Source organism: Desulfacinum infernum DSM 9756 (genome assembly GCF_900129305.1).
GTDB lineage: Bacteria > Desulfobacterota > Syntrophobacteria > Syntrophobacterales > DSM-9756 > Desulfacinum > Desulfacinum infernum.
The window spans coordinates 20,994-45,239 of record NZ_FQVB01000028.1 but is presented as its reverse complement, the minus strand read 5'-3'; the positions used below and the strand labels follow the sequence as shown (position 1 = coordinate 45,239).

The window sequence follows — 24,246 nt, the reverse complement described above, 5'->3', positions numbered from 1 at the left end:
ATGGTGAAGATGTCCACCAAGAGCCGCTACGGCACCAGGCTGGTCCTGGACATGGCCCGCCACTACGGCCAGGGTCCCGTTCAGCTGGCCGACATCGCCAGGCGGCAGCAGGTATCGGTCAAGTACCTGGAGCAGTTGGTAATTCCATTGAAACTGGCCGGCCTGATCGAGAGCGTGCGAGGCGTCAAGGGCGGTTACCTGCTGACCATGGAGCCCCGCCTCATCACAGTGGGCCGAGTGGTGGACGTTCTGGAAAGGGGTCAGAACCTGGTGCCCTGCACGGACGACCCCGAAAAGTGCCGGAGGGCCCCCTTCTGCGCCACCCGGTGCGTGTGGGTGGACGTCGAAAGGGCCATCCGGGACACGCTCGATTCCTACACCTACCAGGACCTCCTGGAGATGGAAGATACCCTCATGGGAGGAAAAGGAGAGGACCATGTACAGCCAGATCGTGATGGATCATTTTACGAATCCGAGGAACGCGGGAGTGCTTGAAGACGCCGATGGCGTGGGCGAAGTGGGCAATCCCGTCTGCGGCGACATGATGACCTTCTATATCAAGGTCAGGGACGGGCGCCTGGAGGATGTGAAGTTCAACACTTTCGGGTGCGTGGCGGCCATCGCCGTTTCCAGTATGGTCAGTGAGATGGCGAAAGGGAAAACCCTGGAAGAGGCGAAGAAGATCACCAACAAGGCCGTGGCGGACGCCCTGGAGGGGCTTCCGAAAAACAAGCTCCACTGCTCCAATCTGGGAGCGGAAGCACTGAAGCTGGCCATCCGAAACTACGAGGAGAAGCAGGCGCTCGGGCCTTCGTCCCACCTTCAGAGTGCATCTTCGGCTTCCAAGCCGGACTACTGCACCCATTGCGACACGGAAGAGCCCGTGGGGGCCGCCTTCTGCATGGAGTGCGACAACGACACCGGTTGCGAACTGATCGAGGTGAAATAGGCCATGGGATGCGGAGAAGCTTTCCCCCCGGGCGATGTGATGCGCAGGGTCGGCTCCCCGCACGGCACGCCCCCGAAACGGGACTCGCCGCAAAGAGGCCGCCCCCGCGGTCAGGGCGAAGCGGCCTCTTTTTCTCCAAGTTCTTCGCCTTCAGGCGGCGGCCCGGCGGGCGGGCGTTCCTCCAGAAAGTCCCGATACTCGATCTGGTAGATGTAGAGCATGACCCGGGCAAAGCCCAGAATGAGCGGCCCGTAGATGATCCCCGCCAGGCCGAAGAACTGCACGCCGCCCAGGATGGCCAAAAAGATGTAGAAAGTGGACATATCCGCCTGGCCCCGCATGAAGAAGGGCCGGAGGAAGTTGTCGATGGATCCCACCAGCACCGCACACCAGGTCGCCAGGAAAATTGCGGACTTGATCTTTCCCAAAAGGAGCAGATATCCCACCGCGGGCACCCACACCAGGGCCGTTCCCACCACCGGGATGAAGGAGGTGAAAGCCATGAGCGATCCCCAGAACAGTCCGGGGATCCCCACCAGCATGAGCCCCACGCCGCCCACCAGACCCTGGCTCAGGGCCGTCAGGAAACTTCCCAGGATGGAAGAGCGGGCCACCGCCTTGATCTTTTCCAGGATCCGATCTTCCTGTTCCTCCCGAAGCGGGGAAAGGTATTTGACGGTCTTCACCATCTCGGCCCCGTCCCGCACCAGATAGTACGTGATGAAGATGAGGATGAGAAAGCGCGAAACCAGCGTGGCCGCATCCCCCAGCAGACCCGCCCCCCGGTTGATGAGGAATTGTCCCAGGTTCTTGCTCAGCGCCAGCAGATGGCTTTCGATATCCAGATGGGAGAAGTCGATGAAGTGGAGCCGTTCCCTGACCCACGAGACAGCCGTCACCACCGTGGGATGGGCCGCCACCTTCTGGAGATTCCCCTGCCGGATCCATTCGGTGACCCGGCCCACGGACTCCACCCCCTGGCTCACCAGCTGGGACAGGAAAAAGAAGGTGGGTAGAGCAATGACGAAGACGATGACGCAAAGCACCAGAAAGGCGGCCAGGCTCTTGCGCCCCTTGAACCACCGCACCAGCCGGTCCTGGAGCGGCGAGAAGAGGCTCGCCAGCAGGATGGAAAAGATGATGGTGTGCAGAAAGGGCTGGAGAATGCAGTAGGCCAGATAGAGCGAGAAAAAGAGAAGGACCAGCAGAAAAGGCCGGTAGCCTTCCAGGATGTGTCGAGGTCCGTCGCGACCGCTTTCGCCTTTCATAGGGCCTCCCTCTGCCAAAGGCGTTGGTTCCGTGGGCGTCCACCGGCGCCCCTTCACGGTTCTCCAACCCGGCACACCGCCGCCTTTTCCCCAAACTTACGGGAGTCGCTGGGCCTTGCGCTGGTAGGCCGCCTCCATGGACGCATCCCCCAACCGTCCGTAGAGATCGGCTTCCAGCAGGTAGGTCTCCTTGAGACGCGCCGGATCGTGCTGGAGAAGGATTTCGGCCTTACGGGCGAATTCCAGCGATCGGGCGGCGAATCCCTTGGCCCGCCACGCCTTGGCTAGGCCCAGGAACGCACGCCCGTTGTACCCGTCCACCTGCACCGCCTGCTCGTAGAGGGCCACCGCTCCGTCCACATCCCCCGAACCCAGGGCCCGATCCCCTTCCTCCACCAGCCGAAGAGACGCCAGATACTGAGGACTCGGTTCCGGCGCCTTTTTAAGGGCCGGTCCCTCCGCGGGGGATTCGATATCCTCCTCACGAATTTCGCCCCGTGCCGGCGGTGCCGGAATCGCCTCCCGGGGGGCTTCCACCGCAGGCCCCCGGGGGGCGGGCGTCCAGGGCCCCGGCAGGGACACCATGGTTCGGGGGGCGCATCCGGCAAGCACACTTGCCGTGAAGAGGGTCAGGACCTGCAAACAGACCGTCCTCAGCTGTGGTTTCATGGAAGGTCACTCCTTCAGAAAGCGATCATCGGCGCGCACGTCCCCCACACGCCTTTCCGCCCCCTCCAACCATCCGGCCCGGGCGTTGGCCGGCCGGTCGAAGGCGGGCACATACGGCTTGATGTCCAGAAGCGGCGTGCCGTCCACCACGTCCACGCCCCGCACATGCAAAACGGCCCCCTCCCGGCCCAGCAGTTCCACAATGGAGAGGCCGATGGGATTGGGCCGCGCCGGGGCCCGGGTGGCGAAGACCCCCCGCTCCACCGTGTCCAGAAAGGGCACCACCAAGGGCTTCCACGGAGCGCTCAGGTGGAAATGGTACAGCAGGATCAGATGGGAAAAGCCCTCGATGTCCTTCAATCCTTCGGCGTAGGGTTCGCGCACCTCCACGCGCCCCACCACATCCGCCGCACCGCTGGGCTGAATGGGAACTCCCTTGGCATCCGGAAAAGGCGAACGGATCCGTCCGATGGGCCGATAGACGATATCTTCCATACCTCACCTCTCACCATCCGTGCACCGTGCAGGGCCTTTGCGGCACCTTCTCCTCCAGGAAAAACTCCCGGTCCGTCCGGGGGCAGGCCCTGGTGGCCAGATCCCCCGTATCGAGACAGACAGTGCGTTCCACCACTCCCGGGGGCACCGGAAAGTCCTGCGGGTGCATCCAGGGTCGAATGCGAGTCATGAACCGTGCCCAGATGGGCAGGGCTCCGCTGGATCCGCTCAGCCGCGTGGAGCGGTTGTCGTCGAATCCCACCCACACGAGCGCCAGAAGATCGCTGGTGTAGCCCACGAACCAGGCGTCCCGGTAATCGCTGGTGGTTCCCGTCTTACCGGCGCAGGGAAAATCCACCCCGTAGGTCGCCAGGCGCCGCGCGGTGCCTTCCGTCACCACCCGCTGAAGCATCCGGGTGAGCACAAAGGCCTTGGCGGGAGTGGTCACCGTGGTCATGGCCACGTGCCGACGTTCCAGCACGGCCCCCTGGGGTGTCACTACTTTCTTGACGGTCAGCAGGTGGGGTCTCTGCCCTTCATTGGCCAGCGCCGCATAGGCCCCCGCCAGCTCCAGCGGGGTTACTTCGAAGGCTCCCAGGGCCAGGGACGGATAGGGTTCCAGACGGGACCGCAGGCCCAGGCTCCGGGCCGTTTCCACGATGTCGGCAAGCCCCACCCGAACAGCCAACTGGACGGTGGCGGCATTGAGGGAGTGGGCCAGCGCCTCGCGCACCATGACCGCCCCCCGGTAACGACCGTCGTAGTTTCGTGGCGACCAGGCCCTCCCGTCCACCCGATAGGCCGTGGGCATGTCTTCGATGAAGCTCACGGGCGTCACCTCATCCAGCGCCGCGAGATAGACGAAAGGCTTGAAGGCGGAACCCGGCTGCCGATGAGCCTGAACCGCCCGGTTGAAGGGGCTCTCGGCATAGTCCCTTCCCCCCACCAGGGCCACCAGGGCACCCGTCTTGGGCTGAACCACCACCAGGGCGGCCTGGAGCTTCCCGGCGGCATCGGAAACGGTCAGGGCCGGCCGTTCCTTTTCCAGGGCCGCCAATCCTTCGCGAACGGCCCTTTCCGCCTGGGCGGCCACTTCCGGCCGGAAGCTGGTATAAATCACCAGGCCCTCGGACGAAAGGGTCTCCTCCGAATAGAGTTCTTCCAGCTGCCGGTTCACGTAGTCCACGTAGTAGGCGGTGGTCTTTCCGGACAGGGCCGGCGGAACGGTGCGCAAGGGCTCCGACAAGGCCTCCTGATAGGTTTCCTGGTCGATCAGCTCCAGTTCGCGCATGCGAGCCAAAACCACGTTTCGACGCTCCCGGCAGGCATCGGGATGTCTCACCGGGGAATAGCGGTTGGGCGCCTTGATCATGCCGGCCAGGGCCGCCGCCTCGGCCGGCGTGAGGTCCTCCACGTTCCGACCGAAATAGGTGAGCGCCGCCTGCCCCATACCGTGAATGGCCACACTGCCCTGTTGGCCCATATAGATCTCGTTCAGATACATCTCCAGGATCTCTTCCTTGGAGTAACGGGCCTCCACCACCAGGGCCATGGCCGCTTCCAGAAGCTTGCGCTTGAGGGTCCGCTCCGGCTGGAGGAAGTAATTTTTCACCAGTTGCTGGGTGAGGGTGGAGCCGCCCTGCACCACGCGACCGGCGCGCACGTCCGCCCAGAGCGCCCGGGCGATCCCACGCCAGTCGATGCCCCGGTGTTGAAAAAAGCGATGATCTTCGATGGCGACCACGGCATCGATGAGATGTTTGGAGGCCGCCCGGATGCTGATCAGATGCCGGCTTTCACGCTCTTTCCCGAAAAGCCGGGCCACCACCACCGGTTCCACTTCCAGGTAGGCGAGCGTTTCACCGTCGGCCTGGATCTTTTCGATTCGGTTTCCCTGGAATCGAATCCGCACCTCCCGAGCAGGCAGATCCTTTCCCGGGTAGGAAAAGGCTCGAAAGAAAACGCGCAACTCCCACTTGCCTCTCCGATATTCCCCCGGCTGCAATCGCCCTCCCACGGCGGGGCGGTATCCCCGGGCCACGAGCACCTCCTCCATGGCGGAGACCCCCAGATCCTGGCCCGGATAGATCATGACCGAATCGCTCAGCACCGTGGCCGGCACGCTCCAGAGCCGACCGGAAAAGCGCCTTTCGATCTGGGTGGCCAGATAAATGTACCCTCCAAACCCAATCAGCAGCGTGAGCAAGCAGAGAATCGCCGCCCATCGGAGCCACCGGGGGCCGCCCCGTGACAAGTTCTTCCTTTTCCCGCGTTTCGCCATGACGCATCCGCTTCCCAAACAGCGTTCGATTACAGACTTCCATCACGAGTGGGCAGAGGCACTGACATCTTCTCGTAGCCGCGGGGCTTCAGCCCCGCGGGAACACCCGTTCTGAACCCGCTGGGTAGGAATGGGGCTTATTGCTGCGCCGTCTCACGCCTTTGCCTTCCGGTCCAGTTGCACCACGCACTCGATATGGGGCGTGTGAGGGAAAAGATCGAAAGGCTGGACCCGGCACACGTGGTAGCGTTCCGATAGAAGCGCCAGGTCCCGGGCCAGGGTGGCCGGGTTGCAGGAAACCGCCACGATACGCCGGGGCGCCAGCTCCAGCAGCGCCTTGATCACGTTCGGGTGCATCCCGGCCCGGGGCGGGTCCGTAATGACCACGTCCGGCAACGCCACTCCGGGGCCGCGGACGGCGGGGTCCCGGATCACGTCCTTCAGGTCCCCCACCCGAAAGACGCAGTTATCCACCTTGTTCAGGGCCGCGTTGCGGTAGGCGTCCTGGATGGCCGATTCCACCACCTCAAAGCCCGCCACTTTCCGGGCATGACCGGCCACGAAGAGCGCGATGCTTCCCGTGCCGCAATAGAGGTCCCAGACCGTCTCCGCCCCCGTGAGGCCCGCAAAGTCGCGAGCCGTCCCATAGAGGTTTTCGGCGGCCAGCGGGTTGGTCTGGAAAAAGGACTGGGCGGAGATGCGAAATCGAAGGTTTCCCAGTTCTTCCTCGATGGCCCCGGGACCCCAGAGCACCCGCTCCTCATCGCCCTGGGCCACCTGGGCCCGGGTGCGGTTTACGGAATGGACGAGCGTGGTGATGTGAGGGCCGGACTCGCGAAGAAATTCCGTCAGGGAATCCACGGCCTTTTCGGCTCCTGGAAAGTCGCCCGTGATGACGTGCACCAGGCGCTGGCCCGTCCGTTTCCCCTCCCGGATCACCAGAAAGCGCCAGCATCCTCGGTGCTCCCGGATGGAATAGGGAGGAAGACCGCTTCGGCGGGTAAAGTCTCGGACCGCCTCCACAATGGCCATGGCTTCGGGGGATTCCAGCCGACAGTCGCCGATGTCGAACACCCGGTCGAAATGCCCCCGGACATGCAAGCCCAGGGCGAACGAGCGGTCGAAGGCCTCCTCCTTCCGCGCGATCTCCTCCGGCGATAGCCAGCGATACCCGGAAAAGGTGAACTCCATCTTGTTCCGATAGCACGTGGTCCGGGGCGACGGGACCACTTCTCCCACGGGCGTTTCCAGCACGTCGCCCAGATGCTCCAGGCACTCTTCCACGTGCCGCCGCTTCCAGACCAGCTGCTGCCCGTAGTCCAGGTCCTGCCAGCGGCACCCGCCGCACACGCCGAAATGGGCACACACGGGCTCCACCTGGTGGGGAGACGGCTCCAACACATCCAGGACCACCGCTTCCGCATAGCTCTTGCGCTTCTTGACGATGCGCGCGCGAACCTTCTGACCCGGGAGGGCGCGGTCCAGGAAGACCACGAAGCCGTCCACCCGGGCCACGCCCTTGCCCCCGAAGGCCAGTTTTTCCACGGAACAGGTCAGTTCCGTTCCCTTCTTAAAGCTCGTCATGAAATGGTTCCCTTCCGAATCCTCTGAAATCCCTGTTGATCGTGCGGGCTCCTATGCTAATAGATACGGGCTTGGATGACCAGTGACTTTGCCCCAACGGATCGCAGGAACCTGAAATGTGGATTCGATCCCTACACACCTACGGACGGCTCATTAAGTTCAGCCACACCGTCTTTGCGCTTCCCTTCGCCCTGGCGGCGGCCCTTCTCGCCCACCGCCACACGCCGCTCACGGCGAAGACCCTCTTCTGGATCGTCGTGGCCATGGCCGGGGCCCGGTCGGCCGCCATGGGATTCAACCGCCTGGTGGACCGCCGGTTTGATGCGCTGAACCCCCGCACGGCATCCCGACCGTCGGTGACGGGGGAAATCTCCACCCGGGCCATGACGCTGCTGGTGGTTCTCTCATCGGCCGTGTTCGTGGCCAGCGCCGCCATGCTGGGAGACCTCTGCCTCAAGCTGTCGCTTCCCTGTCTGGCGGTTCTTTTCCTCTATTCCTACACCAAGCGTTTCACGGCCTGGTCCCACCTGGTGCTGGGATTCGCCATCGGGCTGGCTCCCGTGGGGGCCTGGATCGCCGTCACGGGAACCATGGACTGGGGGATCCTGCTGCTTTCCGCGGCGCTCATGACCTACATCGCCGGGTTCGACATTCTCTATGCCTGTCAGGACGTGGACTTCGACACCTCGGCGGGCCTGCACAGCCTGCCGTCCCGATGGGGGATCCAAAAGGCGTTGGCCTTTTCGTCCGCCCTCCACGTGACCACCGCGGCGAGCCTGGCGGGCTTGGGCTTGGCCTTCGACCTGGGCGGCCTCTTCTTCGCGCTTCTCGCGGTCATCTCGGGCCTCCTCTTCCTGGAGCACCGGATGGTGCGCCCGGACCGTCTGGAAGCCATCCCCGTGGCCTTCTTCCATGTGAACAGCGTGGTGAGCGTCCTTCTCTTCCTCGCCGTCTGGCTCGACCTTCGCCTCTCCTAAGGAGTCGCTCCGGTGAAAACCGTCTCCCTGGAAAAGACGCAGCGGCGCATCGGGTCCATGTTCGACCGCATCGCCGCCACCTACGACTTCCTCAATCATTTCCTTTCCGCCGGGCTGGACCTCTGGTGGCGGCGCCGGGCGGTGGCAGCCCTATCCGTGCCGGCCGGCGGAGTCATCCTGGACGTGGCCACCGGAACGGGAGACCTGGCCTTTGCAGCTCTGAAAGCCCATGAAGGCGTGCGGGTGGTGGGGCTGGATTTGGCCTTCAACATGCTCCGGATCGCAAAGGCGAAACGGGAGAAGAAGGGGACACCTCCCCGCCGCTACCAGCTGCTTCGGGGAGACGCGCTGGAACTGCCTTTTGCGGCGGAAAGCTTCGACGCCGTCATGATCGCCTACGGGATCCGAAATGTTCCCGACATGGGAGCGGCTCTGGAGGAGTTTCACCGCGTGCTCAGGCCCGGCGGCACCCTTCTCGTCCTGGAATTCAGCCTTCCGTCCGCCGCCCTGCTGAAGAGGCTCTACCTGTTTTATTTCGAAAAAATCCTGCCCCGTCTCGGGGGTGCCGTGTCGCGGGATCCGGAGGCCTACGCCTACCTTCCCGCATCCGTGGGAGCCTTCGTCACACCGGAAGACCTGGGAGGTTTGGCCCGAGGCCGCGGATTTCACCGCCTGGAGGTCCGGCGCCTGACCGGCGGTGTCACCTACTATCTTCGCGCCGTCAGGGATTCCCGCTGAACGGAAGAGGGTTTCGGATCGGGTGGAACGCCGCAGTGAGACAAGAACTTGCCCTTAAAGGGACGGGTTTTTCTCAGAGCGGGATATGGACGGCCTGTGGGGGCGAATCATCATTCGCCCCTACAGGGGCTCGCTTTCCAAAGGTGCGTTCACCCTTCGTCTTCACGGGCTACCCGTGATGAGGGTTGATGTGAAGGACAACCGCGAATGAACGCGAATAGACGCCAATGAGTCTTTTCGATTGGAGGGGCGGCGCCCGGCCCGATCCATCATCGATGCGGGGTGGCGCACGGGCGACCATCACCGTAGGGGGGAGTCAACGAGATGATGAAGACCGCGTATCGAAACCTGGGTGAGTTCGTGGAGGCGCTGGAACGGGCCGGAGAGCTGCTGCGGATCAAGGCGCCCGTCTCCCGGGATCTGGAGATCACCCAGATCACGGACCTGGCCAGCAAGAGCCCGGGGGGCGGCAAGGCGCTCCTCTTCGAAAAGGTGGTGGAATCTCCCTTCCCTGTTCTGACCAATGCCTTCGGCAGTCCGAAACGGATCTGCATGGCCCTGGGGGTGCCGGACCTGGAAGCCCTGGCCGCCCGGCTGCGCCGGTTCATCGAGATGGAGCCGCCCAAATCCCTGGGCGATGCCCTTCGGTTGCTGCCTCTCGGGCTGGATCTCCTTCGGTTCTTTCCGCGAAAGGCCCGCAAGGCCCCCTGCCAGGAAGTGGTGCTCACCGGATCCCAGATCGACCTGGACAGGCTTCCCATCCTCAAGTGCTGGCCCCTGGACGGGGGGCCCTTCGTCACGCTGCCGGTGGTGATCACCAAGAGCCTCAAGACCGGCAAGCGAAACGCCGGCATGTACCGGCTTCAGGTTTACGACCGCACCACCACCGGCATGCACTGGCACATCCACAAGGACGGCTCCCACTATTTCCAGGAATACCGCAAGGCGGGCAAGCGGATGCCGGTGGCCGTGGCCATCGGAACAGATCCGGCCACCACCTACGCGGCCACGGCGCCTCTTCCCCGGGGCGTGGACGAGATGATCCTTTCCGGGTTCATCCGGCGGGCTCCCGTACCCATGACCAGGGCGGTGACGGTGGATCTGGACGTGCCGGCGGAAGCCGAATTCATCCTGGAAGGCTACGTGGATCCGGAGGAACTGCGCGTGGAAGGTCCCTTCGGAGACCACACGGGATACTATTCCCTGGCCGACCTCTACCCCGTCTTCCATCTGACGGCCGTCACCCATCGACGCAACCCCATCTATCCGGCCACCATCGTGGGGCGGCCTCCCATGGAAGACTGCTACCTGGCCAAGGCCACGGAGCGGATCTTTCTGCCCCTGCTGCAGGCGGTGCTGCCCGAAATCAGGGACTACTGGCTTCCGTGGGAAGGCGTGTTCCACAACATCACCGTGATCGCTCTCGAGAAGGAATACCCCGGGCACGCCCGCAAGGTCATGAGCGCCCTGTGGGGGCAGGGGCAGATGAGTTTTTGTAAGGCTTTGGCGGTGGTGGACGCGGATGCGGATCTGTCCCGGCCCCGCGCGATCCTGGAAACGGTCCTCAACCACCTGGATCCGGACCGGGATGTGTACATCACGGAAGGCGTCCTGGACGTGCTGGACCACAGTGCACCGGAACCCCTTTTCGGCGGCAAGGTGGGCCTGGACGCCACGCGGAGGCTGCCTTCCGAGGCGCCGCGGCCCGAGAGACCCATCCGGACCCAGTGGCCGGGAGACGGCGCACTGCTTGAACACGCCCGCCGGGTGAGCGAACGCATCACGGACGCCCACCGGCCGGATCTGGCGGTCAGAAACCCCTTGCTCCTTCTCTCCTTCCGGAAGGACGGCACCACACCGGCCCCATCGGCGGCACCGGGGCTTCTGGCATCCGATGCATTGAAGGATTTTTCCATCTTCGTCTTCTATGATCACGACATCGATTTGCGGGACGGCTCCCTGGTGCTCTGGAAGCTCTTCAACAACGTGGATCCCAAGCGGGATATCATCCGGGAGCGAGGCCGCATGGTGGTGGACGCCACCAAGAAGGGACCCGAGGACGGCCATCTGCGGCTCTGGCCCGACGACATCGTCATGGACCCTCAGGTGGTGGAACGGGTAGCCCGGCGCGCCAAGGAACTGGGGATCGAAGAGTTTCTTCGCTAGGAGCTTGCCCGAGAACTCCTCAAACCGTCACTCCCGCGCAAGGGGGAATCCATAACCTACTGGAAATCCTGGATCCCCGCTTCCGCGGGGATGACGAATGGACGTTGGAAGGGGCAAATGGGCCATTTTCAGACAGGCTCCTCGGAGCCTGCCTGTAAACGGTGGGAACGACCGTTTTTTTCGTAGCGCAGCCCTTCAGGGCTGCGGAGGAATCCCCGGATGTCGGATGGCCCATCGGGTACTGCCCGTCAGTTCATTGGGTTGTGATGACCCCTTATTCCCCGGGACGGAAGCCCCGCGGCCACGAAAGAGATCAGACTCCTTAGCGGTTCCAAACGGAAGCCTGTTCTCGGACAAGCTCCCAGGGGCGAAAGATCTTTCGCCCCCATATCTCAACCGACGGCAAATGGTCCTTAGGGTTGGCTGGGAAGGTGCCGGGAGACAGCGGCGGGAAGATGCGTTCGATCAATCGCCGGTAGACAGTTGGCTGGCCCAGACCGGGTTTTCGATCTTCTTGTTTTCCAGGCGCATCACCGCATAGATCACTTCATTGTAGGGGGTGGGCACCTCCAGATCCCTGGCCATTCGCACCACCATGCCGTTCAGCGCTTCGATCTCCGTCTTTCGATGCCACTCCAGATCGCGCAGCATGGAAGGCTTGAAACGCTTGTTGTAGGACTCGGCCAACGCCATGGCCTGGTCCACCGCATCGGCGGGAAGATCCACGCCGCGCTTTCGCGCCAGCGACTCCACTTCCCGCATGACGCCCGCCAGGAGCTCTCGGGTTTCGGGACAGGCAAGCACCAGCCCCAGGGAGGACCGCGACAGGGTGCTCACCCCGTGCACGCCGCAAATAAAAAGAAACTTGGACCACAGAACCTGATGGATGTTGTCGGAAACTTCCGCCTGAATCCCGGCCTTCCGGAAGAGATCCAGGATGCGCTCCACACGTTCCGTGCGCTCCCCGGTCAGCTCCCCGAAGACGATGCGCCCCGGCTGCCCCGAGTGGGCGATGACCCCCGGTGAGGCAATGGTGGATTCGATGTAGGCGGTGCCGCCCAGGATCTTCTCTTCCCCGAAGTACTGGGCCAGCTTCTCCACGTTGTCGATTCCGTTCTGGAGGGTGAGGATCACGGTGTCCTCCTCCACCATGGACTCCACGTACCGGGCCGCCTGTTCCGTATCATGGGCCTTGACGCAGAAGAGGAGCAGATCCACCGGGCCGATGTCGTCCGGTTCGCTGGTGGCGTGGATCCGCACACGGAAATTTTCGTTGTTGGTCACGACTTCCAGGCCGTCTTCCTGGAGGGCCTGCAAATGCTTTCCCCGGGCAAGAAAGTGGATGTCCATGCCGGCACGTGCCAAATACCCTCCAAAATAGCCCCCAACGCCACCGGTTCCCATCACCCCGATCTTCATGGATCGCTCCTTCTGGCTCCATCCTTCCATCTGTCTGAGTTCTCACAAGCCGCTCAATGGGCGTATTTATAGCGCCTCCCTCCCGGCTCGTCAAACATCGGAATATACGCAGATCCATGCCCTACAAAGGGGCCTTGTACGCTCCTTTTTTCACAAATATCCTGAACTTTGACAAAAGCTCCGAAAGTGGTCACTATAGCCGGGACTTTGCCGGCCGGTGGATTCCGTCGCAAGCACCGGCGCCATCGGAAAGACAGTGCGGGAGCCGAAGGTCATGAAGAATGTTTTCGACAACGTCTTGGAGCTGATAGGCCATACACCCCTTGTCCGCATCAACAAGCTCAACCCCAATCCCCGGACAACCATCTACGTGAAACTGGAAGCCAAGAACCCGGGAGGATCCATCAAGGATCGGCCGGCCCTTTACATGATCGAGGCGGCGGAACGCAGCGGGGAGCTAACTCCCGACAAGACCATCATTGAAGCCACCAGCGGCAACACGGGCATCGGACTGGCGGTGGTGGCCGCCGTCAAGGGCTACCGGCTGGTGCTGGCCATGCCAGAAACGGCCAGCCTGGAGCGCCAGAAGATCCTGAAGGCCCTGGGTGCGGAGCTGCTGCTGACTCCCGGTTCCTTGGGCACGGACGGCGCCATCGAGGAAGTTTACCGCATGGTGCGGGAAAACCCCGACAAGTATTTTCTTGCCGACCAATTCAACAACCCCGCCAACCCGGAAGCCCACTACCGCGGGACCGGCCCCGAGATCTACGAGCAGACGGACGGCAAGGTGAACGTGGTGGTCACCACCCTGGGCACCAGCGGCACCGCCATGGGAATCCTGCGGGCCATGAAGGAACGGGATCCCAACATCCAGGTGGTGGCCGTGGAGCCCTACCCGGGCCACAAGATCCAGGGCCTGAAGAACATGAAGGAATCCTATGTTCCGGGGATTTTCGACCGGTATCGTCTGGACCGGATCGTCCACGTCAAGGACGAGGACGCCTTCGAAATGGCCCGGCGTCTCGCCAAGGAGGAAGGCATCTTCGTGGGCATGAGCTCGGGGGCGGCCATGGCGGCGGCGGCCCAGATCGCCGCCGAGCGAACGGACGGGATCATCGTAGCGGTCCTGCCCGACGGCGGCGACCGGTATCTGAGCACCAATCTTTTCACCACCATGCTGGAACCCGACTTCCAATTCTTCGACTTCCTGAGACGGAAGAAATCCCCCTTCAAGCCGGTTCAGGAAGGCAAGGTGCGCATCGCCGTGACGGGTCCCCCGCTGGATTCGGGCCTGGAACTGGAAGCCGCTCGCCGCTTCATCCTGGCCGACCTTCTCACCCGCTTTCTTACGGTCAAGGGGTTCAAGGCGGAGGCCTTCGTGCTCATCCCGGACCTGGACAGCCGCTCCATCCAGTGCGCCTTGGATCGCGGCATGCCTCTCGACCGGTATGTGGAAGAAAAGGTATCGGATCTCACCCGGGAATTTCGCCGGCTGGGCATCACCCGGTCCCTTCGGACGGCTTGCACCTCGGAGCACCTGAACGCCATCGTGGAAACCGCCCGGACTCTCCTCCAAAAGGGGATGGCCTACGAAAAGCTCCGCTCCGTCTATTTCAGCCTGACGGGCTTCGCCGACTACGGCACCCTTTCCGGGGTGGATCCCAAAAAGATCCGGGTGGGCACCACCGTGGACCTGGACGCCTACGAAAAGCTCAACCCCAGGGACTTCGCCCTTCTCAAACGGGCCACCCTGGCCGAGCTCAAGCGCGGCGACTACCTGAAGACCGAATGGGGCAACGTCCTGCCCACCTGGCACATCGCCGCGGCCGCCGCCGTTTTCGACCAGTTCGGCTATCCGCTGGACATCCATGTGAGCAGCATGGATTTTCTCTTCCCCCACTTGGAAAACGTTCGGGCCATCGCCGAGGCGCTCACCGGAAAGCCGTACGCCAACACGTGGCTGCTGGCCGAAAGGGTGCACCTCAAGGAAGAGGGTCAAGAATTGCCGGGCGGGGAACCCAACCTCCAGGCGCTGTACGAGCGCGGTTTTTCGCCGTCTCAGATCCGATTCTGGCTGCTGGGTTCCCATTACCGCAAGCCCATGAACGCCTCCCTGGAAAGCCTTCAGAGCGCCTCGCGAGGCCTCAAGCGAATCCGGGAATTCATCGGGCGAATCCGGCACAGCCCCGCCGATGGAGTGCGCCATGCCGCGGTGGAAGAGGCCGTCTTCGCCCTGGAGCAAGGGTTTTTCGACGCGCTGGCGGACGATCTCAACACGCCCAAGGCCCTGGCCTCGCTCTTCCAGTTCATCCGTACCCTGAACCCCCTTCTGGAAAAGGAACCCTTGAGCGCCGAACAGAAGGAGCAGATTCTGGCCTCCCTTCGCCACCTCGACCAGGTGTTGGGACTCTTTCGGCTGGATCTCAGCCCCTTAAGCGGTGAGGAGAAGGCCCTGCTGGAAAGAAGGGAAGCCGCCCGGAAGGCCAAGGATTGGGCGACGGCCGATCGGCTTCGGGATGAGCTCCTGGGAAAGGGCATCCGGGTGGTGGACACGCCCCTGGGACCGCGCTGGGAGAGGATTCAGGAGGAGGACCTGTAGCGGATCCATACCAATAGCACTGCCAGGATGCTGATCGCCAGGATGGAAAATTTGGCCGTGGAACATGTTGCGGCGATCGGTGGCCACGATGGACCATCGGAGCTTCCCATCATTTTCAGGAGGGCCACGTTTTCCACCATGTCCAGGAAGGCCGCAAGGAGGGGCAGAAAACAAGCATAGCGCCCGAAAAGCGAGGATGTGGCGGAAATTCCCTTCAGCATGCGGCACACCCGGGAAAAGATGACACTCAAGGTTGTGCCGTAAGCCAGGGCAAAGGGAAAATCGAGCCAGATATTCCAGAAAGCCGCCTTCAAGACACCCGACTGGGCCCACGACGCTACAATGGTCCTGGCAGCTTCCTTGGTCCACGCCCATTGCAGGGAAAGGATCCCAAAGGGGGCCGCTTCCGTTTCCAAGGGCCGGTTCAAGACGCTAATGAGCCCGAAAAGGGTGAAGGTCATCGCACCAGACAACCAAACGGCCCAACGACTATGAAAGATCCTCATGATTTTTCCCGCACCCGGCCGGACATCCCCTCATCCCGAAGGCCCCCGCTCCGTTCTAAGGCCCCCTTCAGATCTCTCCTTCTGTGTCGTTCTCGCGCAATCGGGGATGCACGTCTTTGCAGCGGGCGGAATCCGCGTTGCCGGCACGGGGCTCCTTACGGTTCCTTTCCGAGAAGTTTCGCCAATTCCGGCCCTTCCCCGTCGTCCAGCGGATAACTGCAGGCTTTTCCCTCGTAGTTGCGAAAGACGATGCGATCCGCCTCAATCCTCTCAACCGCCTGAGGCGAGAGCGGCACCTTGCCGTATCCGCCGGGAAGGTCCACCACGAACTGGGGCAGAGCCAGGCCCGAGATGCGGTTTCTCAGCCTTTGCAGAATGCGCAGCCCGTCCCGGATGCCGGTGCGGAAGTGGGCCGTGCTCTTCATGAGGTCCATTTGAAGCAGGTAGTAGGGGCGGAGGCGCAGAGAAAGAAGCTCGACGAACAGTTCCTCCAGAACCGTCGGATCGTCGTTCACGTCCTTAAGGAGCACCGTCTGGCTCCCCAGCGGGATGCCCGCATCCGCCAGCCGGGCGCAGGCCTCCCGCGCCTCAGGCGAGATCTCCCACGGGTGATTGACATGGATGTTCATGTAGACCGGATGATGTGTCCGGAGAACCTGAACCAGCTCATCGGTGACCCGTTCCGGAGCCGCAAAAGGAACGCGCGTTCCGATGCGAAGGATCCGCACATGGGGGATGCGCCGCAGGCGGGCGCACAGATCGTGGAGTTTCTCCAGGGGAAGCATGAGGGGATCGCCGCCGGAAAGGAGCACATCCCGAATCGCCGGCGTCGCGGAAATGTATTCCTCGGCTGCCCGGGTCATCCCATCGGTGAGGGGCACAGGGCGGGTCCAGCGCCTCTTGCGGGTGCAGAACCGGCAGTGAACGGCGCACACGTGCGATACGATCCACAGCACCCGATCGGGATACCTGTGAACCAGATTGGGAACCGGCGATCGGGACTCTTCGCCCAGCGGGTCCTCCATGGCGAGAGGCCCGTCGTCCAGAAGCTCCCTCTCGTCGGGCATCACCTGACGCCAGATGGGATCCCCCGGCTTTTCCATCAAGCGTTGGAAAAGAGGGCTCACCTTGACGGGATAGACCCGGTGCACTTCCTCGTGGAGAGAAGCCCCCCCCGGGCCGGCACCGGGCCGTTTTTCATTCTGGTCAACCATTCCTTCCGAAAGCACTTTCTTGCCTTCCTCCGTCCATTCTCACCCCCCCCCGGCACCGCCCAACCGGGACGATGGCGGGCGGGAGGTTACTGGAGCTTGTCAGAAAACGCCAGGGCAAACCGCTTCTTTTGTGGCGCAGCCCTTTAGGACTGCCTAAAGATCCCCCCATGTCGGATGCGCCGTCGGGTATGGGCTGTCTCGTCATGGGGTTACGAGCCCCCTTTCCGCGGGGCTGAAGCCCCGCGGCTACGAAAGAGGTCAGATCCTTTACCGGTTCCAGACGGAAACCTGTTCCCGGACAAGCTCCTGTAGATTATCGCTTTCGCGGGAGTGGCGCCGCCGTTTGATCGCGGGGCTCCGCGCTGCGACCGGATGGTGCGCCGAAAATCCTCCCCGCACTTGCAGGAAGGACCTTCCTCGTGCGAAAAGAGTCCTTCCGGAAACCCGGCCGGATACGGCCTTCCAATCCTTTCGTGCGTGGAACGACATGAACCCTTCCTGGCTTTCCGTTTATGGACGACGTCGGGTCCTGTGCCTCCTGGGCCTGGGCTTTTCCTCCGGCCTGCCGCTGGCTCTCACCGGTTCCACCCTCCAAGCCTGGATGGCTTCGGAAAAGGTGGATATCCGCCTCATCGGCATCTTTTCCCTGGTGGGACTGCCCTACACCCTCAAGATCCTGTGGGCTCCCGTCATGGACCGGTTCGTCCCTCCTTGGCTCGGCCGCCGCCGCGGATGGATCCTCCTGACCCAGCTCCTCCTGGCCGGAGCCATTCTGGCGCTGGGCTCCTTCTCCCCCGCCCGTCATATTCTGATCGTGGGCATCCTGGCCCTCTCGGTCGCGTTTCTGAGCGCCAGCCAGGACATCGTCATCGACGCCTATCGGGCCGACGTGCTTCCCGATGAGGAAAGGGGAGCCGGAGCCGCCACCAGCGTGGTGGGCTACCGGCTCGCCATGCTGACGTCCGGGGCCCTGGCCCTCATCCTTTCCGATCACCTTCCATGGCCCCACGTCTACGGGCTCATGGCGGCGGCCATGGGCGCCTGCGCCCTTTTCACCTTCCTTTCCCCGGAACCCCGTAACCCTCACGAAGCCGCGCCGGTGCCGTCGACCCTGCGGGAAGCCGTCTGGATGCCGCTAGTCGACTATTTCAGGCGGTCCGGCGCAGTGGAAATGCTCGCCTTCATCATGGTCTTCAAGCTGGGAGACGCCATCGCCGGGGCCATGACCACCCCTTTTCTGCTGGACATCGGATTTACCCGAACCGAGGTGGGGACGGTCAACAAGGCCTTCGGCCTGGCCGCCACCATCCTGGGCACCCTGGCCGGTGGCGGCATCCTCTCCCGGATCGGGATCCACCGGTCGCTGTGGATCTTCGCCTTTCTACAGGCCGTCTCCAACTTGGGCTTCACGGGCCTGGCCCTACTGGGCCGGAACTACCCCGCCATGGTGGGGGCGGTGGCGGTGGAAAACATCTGCGGGGGCCTCGGGACCGCGGCCTTCCTGGCCTTCCTCATGAGCCTTTGCAACAAGCGTTACACGGCCACCCAATTCGCGCTCCTGTCGAGCCTCATGGCCGTCACCCGGGTGCTGGCCGGAGCCCCCACAGGCTTTCTCGTATCCACCCTGGGCTGGCCTCTCTTCTATGCGGTGAGCACCCTGGGGGCCGTTCCCGGCATCTTGCTGCTCCCCCGGTTTGCTCCCTGGGCCCGCAGTGAGGAGGCCACCGCCGGCCGGGATTGAGCCGCACCGAAAGCTTTTCAGATCTCCAGCAGGGACAGCCCGCTTCGAGGGTCTTTCTTCCGGACCGCGTCGATCCCCTGGATTTCCAGGATGACCACTTCGCCCACGAGCCACACGTCCACTCCGGCGCGGGTGCACCCCACCGACGCGCCCCCTTCCCGCCCGGACGCCCCGTGGAGATGCAGGACGGGGCGCCCCTGTTCGTCGGGAAAGATCGTGCCCACGCCGAGGATTTCCTGAATACCCTTGAGGGTGTGCACCAGGGGAACGATCTCGTCGCCCCGGCCTTCCTCCGGCCCCACCACCACTTTGCTTCCGTCATCGATGCCGCCGAGGAGCAGCACGGTGGCCCGCTGCACCCCTTTGGCCTCGGCGAATTGCTCGATCACGTCGGGAATCCTTTCCCCTTCCTCCAGACGCAGCACGAAAACCCGCCCCACATGACCTTCGCAGTAACGCATGGTTCCTCCTTTTCTTCGCCAACATTCGCCCCCTCATCGCGGCTCGCGCCGCTCTCGCGGATTCTCGCACCGTAAGGGCGAATGATGATTCGCCCCTACGGCCCCGCCCGTGGGGGAACAACGTCCTGTTCCGCACGAACCCTTGGATCCCGGGGTTCGTTTGGGGATTTTAGTGGAGAAGGTGGCGATTGGCCAGACGGACGCGTTTCAGGCCGGCCTTTTGAGCCGCCTCCAGGCAGGCTTCGGCCTGGCTGCGCGATGTGGTGGGGAAGTCGTTCAAGTAAAACTGGGGGGCGAAACCCAAGAGAGCATAAGGAATGTGGGGATCCAGGGAGGCGATGAAGCGGGCCAGATGAAAGATCTCTTCCTCGCCCACATAGCCAGGAACCAGCAGAGTGCTGGCCACCAGAAGCGGCGGGTCGCGACGCAGCGGAACGAAGCCGGCGATCCTGGCGAAGTTTTCCAGCACCTGCCGGTTGCCGCACCCGCACAGGGCCTTGTGGACATGGGGATCCCAGGCCTTGAGGTCCACCTTGATGCATCCGCCGGAACGAAGCGACAGGTCCACCATGGGCTTGATCCAGGCCGGATGCAGACTCCCGTTGGTCTCCCAGCAAATCCGAAGAACGGACCCGGAACGTTTTTCCAGGGCGCGCCGGGAGAACCGAATGGCGAAAGGAAGCTGGGGAACCGGATCCCCTCCGAAGTAACAGATGCAGGAGGTCCGGTCCGTGACGGCGGGCAGCAGATCTTCCACAACGGTCCAGGTGCCGCCGGGCCTGGCGCTCTTTTTGAAACTCCAGTTCTGGCAATAGAGACAATTGAAATTGCAGGCTTCGAAGAAGACCGCCAGGTTGTAACAGCCCACCTCGGGACCTCGTTCCCGGCTGTAGGCAGGGTATCCGCTTCCGGTCCCCGCGGCGCACACCCAGTCCGCCACGCAATTGGTGGGAATCGGATCGTGGTAGTAGGAAAGCAGCGCGCGGTGTCGGCCGTCCCGGCGAAGACTTTCCTCGCCGCCTTGGCGGATCCCGCAGTAGCCTTTCTGCCGGGGCTCCATTCGGCAACGATGGAGACAGAGCGCGCATTCCACGCCGACGGGGACTCGGGGGACCCGGGGCGGGAGATCAAAACGCTCCCGGGAACGCCTGTGAATGGTTTCCACCACGGGCTCCGCCTCGTCCCAGCGGCTCCGAAGGCATTCCGGACAGACCCCCAGGCCCGGCCCGGCGTCGGTGACCAACCGCCGGCAAACCGCACACTGGAAATGACGCGACTTTTGATGGAACCAGCTTCCGCTCAATGGATGGCCGCCTTCCGTTCGGAGCCAACGACATGGGATGGGAGAACAAAGGTTCATGGGAACTCTAATCGATGGGACGATGCACCGACAAGGTGCGGCGGCCGCCATGGATGGAAATCCTCCGTGGAAGGAGCAATCCCCCGGCCCCTTTCCCGTGATCTGTGATCTGTGATCTGTGATCCGTGAGTCGTGAGTCGTGAGTCGTCACTCATCACCCGTCACTCGTCACTCATCACGGCCGTCAGCAGATGCGGGGCAGCTGTTCTCCCCGAAGCATGTCCAGCAGACGATGCCCTCCGATGCGCGTGCACAAAACCACGCGGCCCGGATCCCGGTCTGTCACTTCCCCGATGAGCCGGGCATCCCGCCCCAGAGGGTGGCCCCGCAGCACATCCAAAGCCTTCTCCGCCACGCTCCTCGGAACGATGGCCAGGACCTTTCCCTCATTGGCCACGTACAGAGGGTCCAGGCCCAGAAGTTCACATGCCCCGGCCACGTCGTCCCGGATGGGCAGCGCCTCCTCGAAAAGTCGGATCCCCACTTCCGACTGCCGGGCGATTTCATTGAGCGTGGTGGCCACCCCTCCCCGGGTGGGGTCCCTGAGCACCCGTACCTGGGGGCAGGCTTCCAGAAGCTCCGCCACCAGATCATGCAGGGCCGCCGAATCGCTTTGTATTTCGCCTTCCATGGCGATCCCTTCCCGGGTGCACAGGATGGCCATGCCGTGATCTCCGATGGTGCCGTTGATGAGCACCACGTCTCCGGGGCGGGCGTACTGGCCTCCCAGCTCCAGTCCCTCGGGCACCACGCCGACCCCCGCGGTGTTGATGAAGATCTTGTCCGCCTTTCCCTTGGGCACCACCTTGGTGTCCCCCGCCACCACGGCCACCTGGGCGTCCCGGGCGGCGCGGGCCATGGCCTCCACGATCTCCTCCAAAAGCGCCAGGGACAAGCCCTCCTCCAGCACGAAACCCGCCGTCAGGTACAAGGGCCTGGCGCCGCTCATGGCCAGGTCGTTGATGGTCCCGTGGACCGCCAGGCTTCCGATGTTGCCGCCGGGAAAGACAACCGGATCCACCACATAGGAATCGGTACTCATGGCGATGCGCCCGGCCGGCACTTGAAGCACCGCACTGTCGTTCATCTGTCCCAAAAAGGCGTTGTCGAAGGCGCGAGCGAAAACCTCCCTGACCAGCTCATGGGTCGCCCGGCCACCGCTGCCATGATCCAGCGTAATGGTGCGTTCCTTCAATCGACGTTCCTCCTTGTTCAGAGCGATCCTCCTCGACGCCAAACCGAGGGCTGGATCCTACTACATGGTGCGGGCGGGAGGTGACAAGGGCAAAATGGAGGCGGGCGTCTTGGATTCAAAGAGATTCCAAGAGATCTTCCGACAGCTCACGGCCGCATTGGGGGCAGCGCTGGATTTCCCGATGCTGATCGTCGAAAAACCGATGGGTCCACCTCTTTTCCGCAGAAATCAGGTACTCGATCCAGACTTGCGCTCCGCACGAGCAATAGCCCACGGCGCTGTAGACCATGGCGACTCTCCGCCTAGGAGGTTGTCCGAGAATGGGTTCTTTGCCTCGTTTTGTCTCCATCAGTCATCCCCGCGAAGCTTGTCCCCGGCTTGAACGGGGAGCGGGGATCCAGGATTTCCGGGAACCTATGGACTCCCGCTTGCGCGGGAGTGACGGGTGGCGGAGTTTTCGGACAGGCTCTTAGTTCCCATCGGAGGTTCTCAGAAAAACCGGCAGGACCCGGGCCACCTCCTCCGGATCCCGGCCGGGTCCCGGCGGGGCCACTGCCCCGTAGCGGCTGAAAAAGGACCCGTCCACAGGGCCCGCCACCTGCTCCAGCGCCGACAACCGAATCCCCTGGCGCACCAGGAAGAGCAGGTAGGTATGGCGCAACGCATCGGGAGTCACCGCGCCGGGGGATGCCAGGCCCGCATCCTGGGCCAGGAAGAGCAATCTCGCCCGAATCTCCTCCGCCGTCATGGGAGCGCCGTCTTCTTTCACAAAAACCGGCGCCGACTTGTCCGGAGGCTCCCGGTGATAACTTTCCAGCAGCCCCTTCAGGGCCTCCCGGCCCCGTCCTTCCAGGGGGATGAGTCGGGGCGGATTCCCCGAAAGACGGACCCATCCCTTCTCCAGATCCACTTCCCCCCAGCGAAGGGTCGCCACCTCATCGGCCCGAAGGCCTGTCAGGAGGAGATAGACAAGAGCACCATCCACCGGATCCGCCGCGCCCATCATGGCTTCAATCTCCAGGGGCGACAGCTCCCGAGCCGGCCCCGGAACCGCCCCGCCTGCGGAATCCTCCAGCAGGGCTTTGGGTGGGGGCGGTTCCATGCTCCGAGAGACGTTGGGCTGGAAGATGAGCGTCGGGCCTCCGGCGGCCTCCTCCTTTCGGGGAGAACGAAGGAGAAATTCGAAGAGCCACAGGCCGAAGAGCGAGACCACCAGAACGCCCGCCATCCCGATCCCCGCATCCCTGAGATAATGGGGCCGCACGGGGTTTTCCCCCGCTTCCGGCTGTTCCAGGACGCTCAGCCTGGGCACATGCTGCGCCGGGGAAACCTCCCGCTGGATCCTCTGTTCCTTGCGACGGCGATAGAGCGCTTCCAGATCCTTCAGTTCCTCCACCAAAGCCTGGTGGCGCGCAAACTTGGCATTGAAATCCCTGGCCTTCTCTTCGTGCTCCGCCACCTGAGCTTCCAATTGCACGACGCTTCGGCGGGCGGTCTCCACGTCCTGGCGGGCCTTGTCCAAGGCGGCGGCCTCGGCTTCCGTCCGGGTTTGGACGATTTTCCTTTCAATCCTTTCCAGCTGGGCCCGGAGGCCCCGGACCCTGGGGTCCAGGTTCATGTATTTTTCCGTGTAGCGTTCTCGGAGATCCCGGAGCTGATCCCGCAGTGCCTCGGCTTTTTCCTGCAAGGACAGCACGGCCCTCAATTCCCGCCCTTCCAGGATGTCTTCACCACGGGCCCGGGCCTCCAGAAGGGCCTTCAGACGGGATTCCGCGGTCACCAGTGTTTCCCGGGCCCGGGCCAGCGACTCGTTCAGCCCCCGGAGGCGCGAGACCAGCTGGTTTTCCTCCCTTTCCAGAGAGACAATGTCATGGACCTGCCGATAGAGCTCCAGTTCCTGCCGTTTGCTTTCCAGGCGAGCTTCCAGGGCCCGGACTTCTTCGTCCAAGGTTTCACTGTCCATGGCCAAGGCCGCCTTCTGGGATTCTTCGAACGTCGCCAGATAGACCCGGATCCAGGTGCGCAGAACGTGGAGCAGCACGGTCCTGTCCGACCCCTCGGCGAACAGCCGGATGAGGTTGCCTTCGGGGACCATCCGGGCGCCCACCATGCGAGCGATCTCGTCGGTGCCCAATTCCCTCACGGGTTCCGGCGATCCGTTGCCGGACGAAAGCTCCTCCCGCACCTTCTCCAGCATGGAGCGACTCAGGAGGACCTGGTGTGCCACCACCAGGTCCGACTTTCCGGCGGGCGAAGGACCCGGCGGCGATATTTCCGTCGCTTGGGGGGGCGTGGGTTTGAGAATCAGAGACGCCTCCGCCCGGTACACGGGCGGACGTAGGAAGCAATAGGTGAGTGTCAGGGCGCCGAGGCATCCGAAGAGGCCCAGAAACACGGAAAGACGGCGCCCCCGCCGGCCATCGGAAGGAGCGGAGCCGGCACCCGGCCGCTCTTCCGAAGCCCCTTCAGGAACTCCGTGGGCCGTTACATCGATGACCTGCCTGGATTCGCCCATGGAACGCCTCCCTCTTTTCGCAGGACCCGTTCAATGCACATGCACGACCTAAGAAACGTTATAGGCCACCGAGCGTTCCCACGGCAACGTTCTCCCAACCGCCCCCGAC

General features: G+C 63.2%; 20 protein-coding genes. 7 read left to right on the top strand and 13 right to left on the bottom strand.

Annotated elements, in window-relative coordinates:
- Complete coding sequence (locus BUB04_RS13510; protein WP_178371992.1) at positions 1–495, top strand: RrF2 family transcriptional regulator; 495 nt, start codon at positions 1–3, stop codon at positions 493–495.
- On the top strand, positions 437–949 hold the full coding sequence (nifU, locus tag BUB04_RS13505) for a Fe-S cluster assembly scaffold protein NifU (RefSeq protein WP_084076493.1): 513 nt from the start codon (positions 437–439) through the stop codon (positions 947–949). The genes BUB04_RS13510 and nifU overlap by 59 nt, the downstream gene beginning before the upstream one ends.
- Before the next feature lie 110 nt (positions 950–1,059).
- On the opposite strand, the gene BUB04_RS13500 is transcribed toward nifU, so the two are convergent.
- The 5 genes from BUB04_RS13500 to rlmD all read right to left on the bottom strand — a co-directional run bounded on the left by BUB04_RS13500 (position 1,060) and on the right by rlmD (position 7,246).
- Positions 1,060–2,217: an AI-2E family transporter gene (locus BUB04_RS13500; RefSeq protein WP_073040379.1), complete on the bottom strand. Its 1,158-nt coding sequence runs from the start codon at positions 2,215–2,217 to the stop codon at positions 1,060–1,062.
- A gap of 96 nt (positions 2,218–2,313) precedes the next feature.
- Positions 2,314–2,886, bottom strand: coding sequence for a tetratricopeptide repeat protein (locus tag BUB04_RS13495; RefSeq protein WP_073040377.1), 573 nt, complete (start codon positions 2,884–2,886; stop codon positions 2,314–2,316).
- A gap of 6 nt (positions 2,887–2,892) precedes the next feature.
- Entirely contained in the window at positions 2,893–3,381 is a 489-nt protein-coding gene (tsaA, locus tag BUB04_RS13490) for a tRNA (N6-threonylcarbamoyladenosine(37)-N6)-methyltransferase TrmO (protein WP_073040376.1), read from the bottom strand.
- Positions 3,382–3,391: 10 nt separating this feature from the next.
- Positions 3,392–5,662: a transglycosylase domain-containing protein gene (locus BUB04_RS13485; protein ID WP_084076492.1), complete on the bottom strand. Its 2,271-nt coding sequence runs from the start codon at positions 5,660–5,662 to the stop codon at positions 3,392–3,394.
- A gap of 153 nt (positions 5,663–5,815) precedes the next feature.
- Positions 5,816–7,246 (bottom strand): 23S rRNA (uracil(1939)-C(5))-methyltransferase RlmD, encoded by a 1,431-nt coding sequence (gene rlmD / locus BUB04_RS13480; protein ID WP_073040372.1) that lies wholly within the window; start codon positions 7,244–7,246, stop codon positions 5,816–5,818.
- Between the two features lie 116 nt (positions 7,247–7,362).
- On the opposite strand from rlmD, the gene BUB04_RS13475 reads away from it, so the two are divergent.
- The 3 genes from BUB04_RS13475 to BUB04_RS13465 all read left to right on the top strand — a co-directional run bounded on the left by BUB04_RS13475 (position 7,363) and on the right by BUB04_RS13465 (position 11,127).
- Positions 7,363–8,223 carry a UbiA-like polyprenyltransferase gene (locus tag BUB04_RS13475; RefSeq protein ID WP_073040370.1) on the top strand — a complete coding sequence of 287 codons (861 nt, stop codon included), beginning with the start codon at positions 7,363–7,365 and terminating at the stop codon, positions 8,221–8,223.
- Between the two features lie 12 nt (positions 8,224–8,235).
- Entirely contained in the window at positions 8,236–8,961 is a 726-nt protein-coding gene (ubiE, locus tag BUB04_RS13470; protein WP_084076491.1) for a bifunctional demethylmenaquinone methyltransferase/2-methoxy-6-polyprenyl-1,4-benzoquinol methylase UbiE, read from the top strand.
- Positions 8,962–9,285: 324 nt separating this feature from the next.
- Positions 9,286–11,127, top strand: a complete 1,842-nt coding sequence (locus BUB04_RS13465; RefSeq protein ID WP_218588464.1) for a menaquinone biosynthesis decarboxylase — start codon at positions 9,286–9,288, stop codon at positions 11,125–11,127.
- 465 nt (positions 11,128–11,592) lie between these two features.
- Here the strand turns inward: BUB04_RS13465 and BUB04_RS13460 are convergent, their stop codons facing one another.
- The gene (locus tag BUB04_RS13460; RefSeq protein WP_073040368.1) at positions 11,593–12,546 is read right to left on the bottom strand and encodes a 2-dehydropantoate 2-reductase; all 954 of its coding nucleotides are present in this window, start codon (positions 12,544–12,546) and stop codon (positions 11,593–11,595) included.
- 274 nt (positions 12,547–12,820) lie between these two features.
- Here BUB04_RS13460 and BUB04_RS13455 point away from each other — a divergent pair, with 274 nt between their 5' ends.
- Entirely contained in the window at positions 12,821–15,145 is a 2,325-nt protein-coding gene (locus BUB04_RS13455) for a cysteine synthase (RefSeq protein WP_073040367.1), read from the top strand.
- On the opposite strand, the gene BUB04_RS13450 is transcribed toward BUB04_RS13455, so the two are convergent.
- Both BUB04_RS13450 and BUB04_RS13445 read right to left on the bottom strand, forming a co-directional pair.
- The gene (locus BUB04_RS13450) at positions 15,127–15,651 is read right to left on the bottom strand and encodes a hypothetical protein (RefSeq protein WP_143156490.1); all 525 of its coding nucleotides are present in this window, start codon (positions 15,649–15,651) and stop codon (positions 15,127–15,129) included. The two genes, BUB04_RS13455 and BUB04_RS13450, sit on opposite strands and share 19 nt — an antisense overlap.
- Before the next feature lie 155 nt (positions 15,652–15,806).
- Positions 15,807–16,865 carry a KamA family radical SAM protein gene (locus BUB04_RS13445; RefSeq protein ID WP_073040411.1) on the bottom strand — a complete coding sequence of 353 codons (1,059 nt, stop codon included), beginning with the start codon at positions 16,863–16,865 and terminating at the stop codon, positions 15,807–15,809.
- Positions 16,866–17,352: 487 nt separating this feature from the next.
- Between BUB04_RS13445 and BUB04_RS13435 the strand changes: the two genes are divergently transcribed.
- Positions 17,353–18,606, top strand: coding sequence for an AmpG family muropeptide MFS transporter (locus BUB04_RS13435; RefSeq protein ID WP_073040362.1), 1,254 nt, complete (start codon positions 17,353–17,355; stop codon positions 18,604–18,606).
- Positions 18,607–18,623: 17 nt separating this feature from the next.
- On the opposite strand, the gene BUB04_RS13430 is transcribed toward BUB04_RS13435, so the two are convergent.
- The 5 genes from BUB04_RS13430 to BUB04_RS13415 all read right to left on the bottom strand — a co-directional run bounded on the left by BUB04_RS13430 (position 18,624) and on the right by BUB04_RS13415 (position 24,137).
- A complete protein-coding gene (locus BUB04_RS13430) occupies positions 18,624–19,067 on the bottom strand; it encodes a PPC domain-containing DNA-binding protein (RefSeq protein ID WP_073040360.1) in 444 nt (147 codons plus the stop codon).
- 169 nt (positions 19,068–19,236) lie between these two features.
- On the bottom strand, positions 19,237–20,370 hold the full coding sequence (locus BUB04_RS13425) for a radical SAM protein (protein ID WP_245795196.1): 1,134 nt from the start codon (positions 20,368–20,370) through the stop codon (positions 19,237–19,239).
- Positions 20,371–20,611: 241 nt separating this feature from the next.
- On the bottom strand, positions 20,612–21,622 hold the full coding sequence (gene hypE, locus BUB04_RS13420) for a hydrogenase expression/formation protein HypE (protein WP_073040358.1): 1,011 nt from the start codon (positions 21,620–21,622) through the stop codon (positions 20,612–20,614).
- A gap of 115 nt (positions 21,623–21,737) precedes the next feature.
- A complete protein-coding gene (locus tag BUB04_RS19405; RefSeq protein ID WP_178371991.1) occupies positions 21,738–21,911 on the bottom strand; it encodes a hypothetical protein in 174 nt (57 codons plus the stop codon).
- Between the two features lie 180 nt (positions 21,912–22,091).
- Positions 22,092–24,137: a tyrosine-type recombinase/integrase gene (locus BUB04_RS13415; RefSeq protein ID WP_073040356.1), complete on the bottom strand. Its 2,046-nt coding sequence runs from the start codon at positions 24,135–24,137 to the stop codon at positions 22,092–22,094.
- Between the last annotated feature and the right edge of the window lie 109 nt (positions 24,138–24,246).

What these genes read in the sequence shown, in the direction of transcription:
- BUB04_RS13510 (WP_178371992.1), top strand. Translation starts at nt 1, where the DNA reads ATGGTGAAGATGTCCACCAAGAGCCGCTACGGCACCAGGCTGGTCCTG.
- nifU (WP_084076493.1), top strand. Translation starts at nt 437, where the DNA reads ATGTACAGCCAGATCGTGATGGATCATTTTACGAATCCGAGGAACGCG.
- BUB04_RS13500 (WP_073040379.1), bottom strand. Translation starts at nt 2,217, where the DNA reads ATGAAAGGCGAAAGCGGTCGCGACGGACCTCGACACATCCTGGAAGGC.
- BUB04_RS13495 (WP_073040377.1), bottom strand. Translation starts at nt 2,886, where the DNA reads ATGAAACCACAGCTGAGGACGGTCTGTTTGCAGGTCCTGACCCTCTTC.
- tsaA (WP_073040376.1), bottom strand. Translation starts at nt 3,381, where the DNA reads ATGGAAGATATCGTCTATCGGCCCATCGGACGGATCCGTTCGCCTTTT.
- BUB04_RS13485 (WP_084076492.1), bottom strand. Translation starts at nt 5,662, where the DNA reads ATGGCGAAACGCGGGAAAAGGAAGAACTTGTCACGGGGCGGCCCCCGG.
- rlmD (WP_073040372.1), bottom strand. Translation starts at nt 7,246, where the DNA reads ATGACGAGCTTTAAGAAGGGAACGGAACTGACCTGTTCCGTGGAAAAA.
- BUB04_RS13475 (WP_073040370.1), top strand. Translation starts at nt 7,363, where the DNA reads ATGTGGATTCGATCCCTACACACCTACGGACGGCTCATTAAGTTCAGC.
- BUB04_RS13465 (WP_218588464.1), top strand. Translation starts at nt 9,286, where the DNA reads ATGATGAAGACCGCGTATCGAAACCTGGGTGAGTTCGTGGAGGCGCTG.
- BUB04_RS13460 (WP_073040368.1), bottom strand. Translation starts at nt 12,546, where the DNA reads ATGAAGATCGGGGTGATGGGAACCGGTGGCGTTGGGGGCTATTTTGGA.
- BUB04_RS13455 (WP_073040367.1), top strand. Translation starts at nt 12,821, where the DNA reads ATGAAGAATGTTTTCGACAACGTCTTGGAGCTGATAGGCCATACACCC.
- BUB04_RS13450 (WP_143156490.1), bottom strand. Translation starts at nt 15,651, where the DNA reads ATGAGGATCTTTCATAGTCGTTGGGCCGTTTGGTTGTCTGGTGCGATG.
- BUB04_RS13445 (WP_073040411.1), bottom strand. Translation starts at nt 16,865, where the DNA reads ATGGTTGACCAGAATGAAAAACGGCCCGGTGCCGGCCCGGGGGGGGCT.
- BUB04_RS13435 (WP_073040362.1), top strand. Translation starts at nt 17,353, where the DNA reads ATGAACCCTTCCTGGCTTTCCGTTTATGGACGACGTCGGGTCCTGTGC.
- BUB04_RS13430 (WP_073040360.1), bottom strand. Translation starts at nt 19,067, where the DNA reads ATGCGTTACTGCGAAGGTCATGTGGGGCGGGTTTTCGTGCTGCGTCTG.
- BUB04_RS19405 (WP_178371991.1), bottom strand. Translation starts at nt 21,911, where the DNA reads ATGGTCTACAGCGCCGTGGGCTATTGCTCGTGCGGAGCGCAAGTCTGG.
- BUB04_RS13415 (WP_073040356.1), bottom strand. Translation starts at nt 24,137, where the DNA reads ATGGGCGAATCCAGGCAGGTCATCGATGTAACGGCCCACGGAGTTCCT.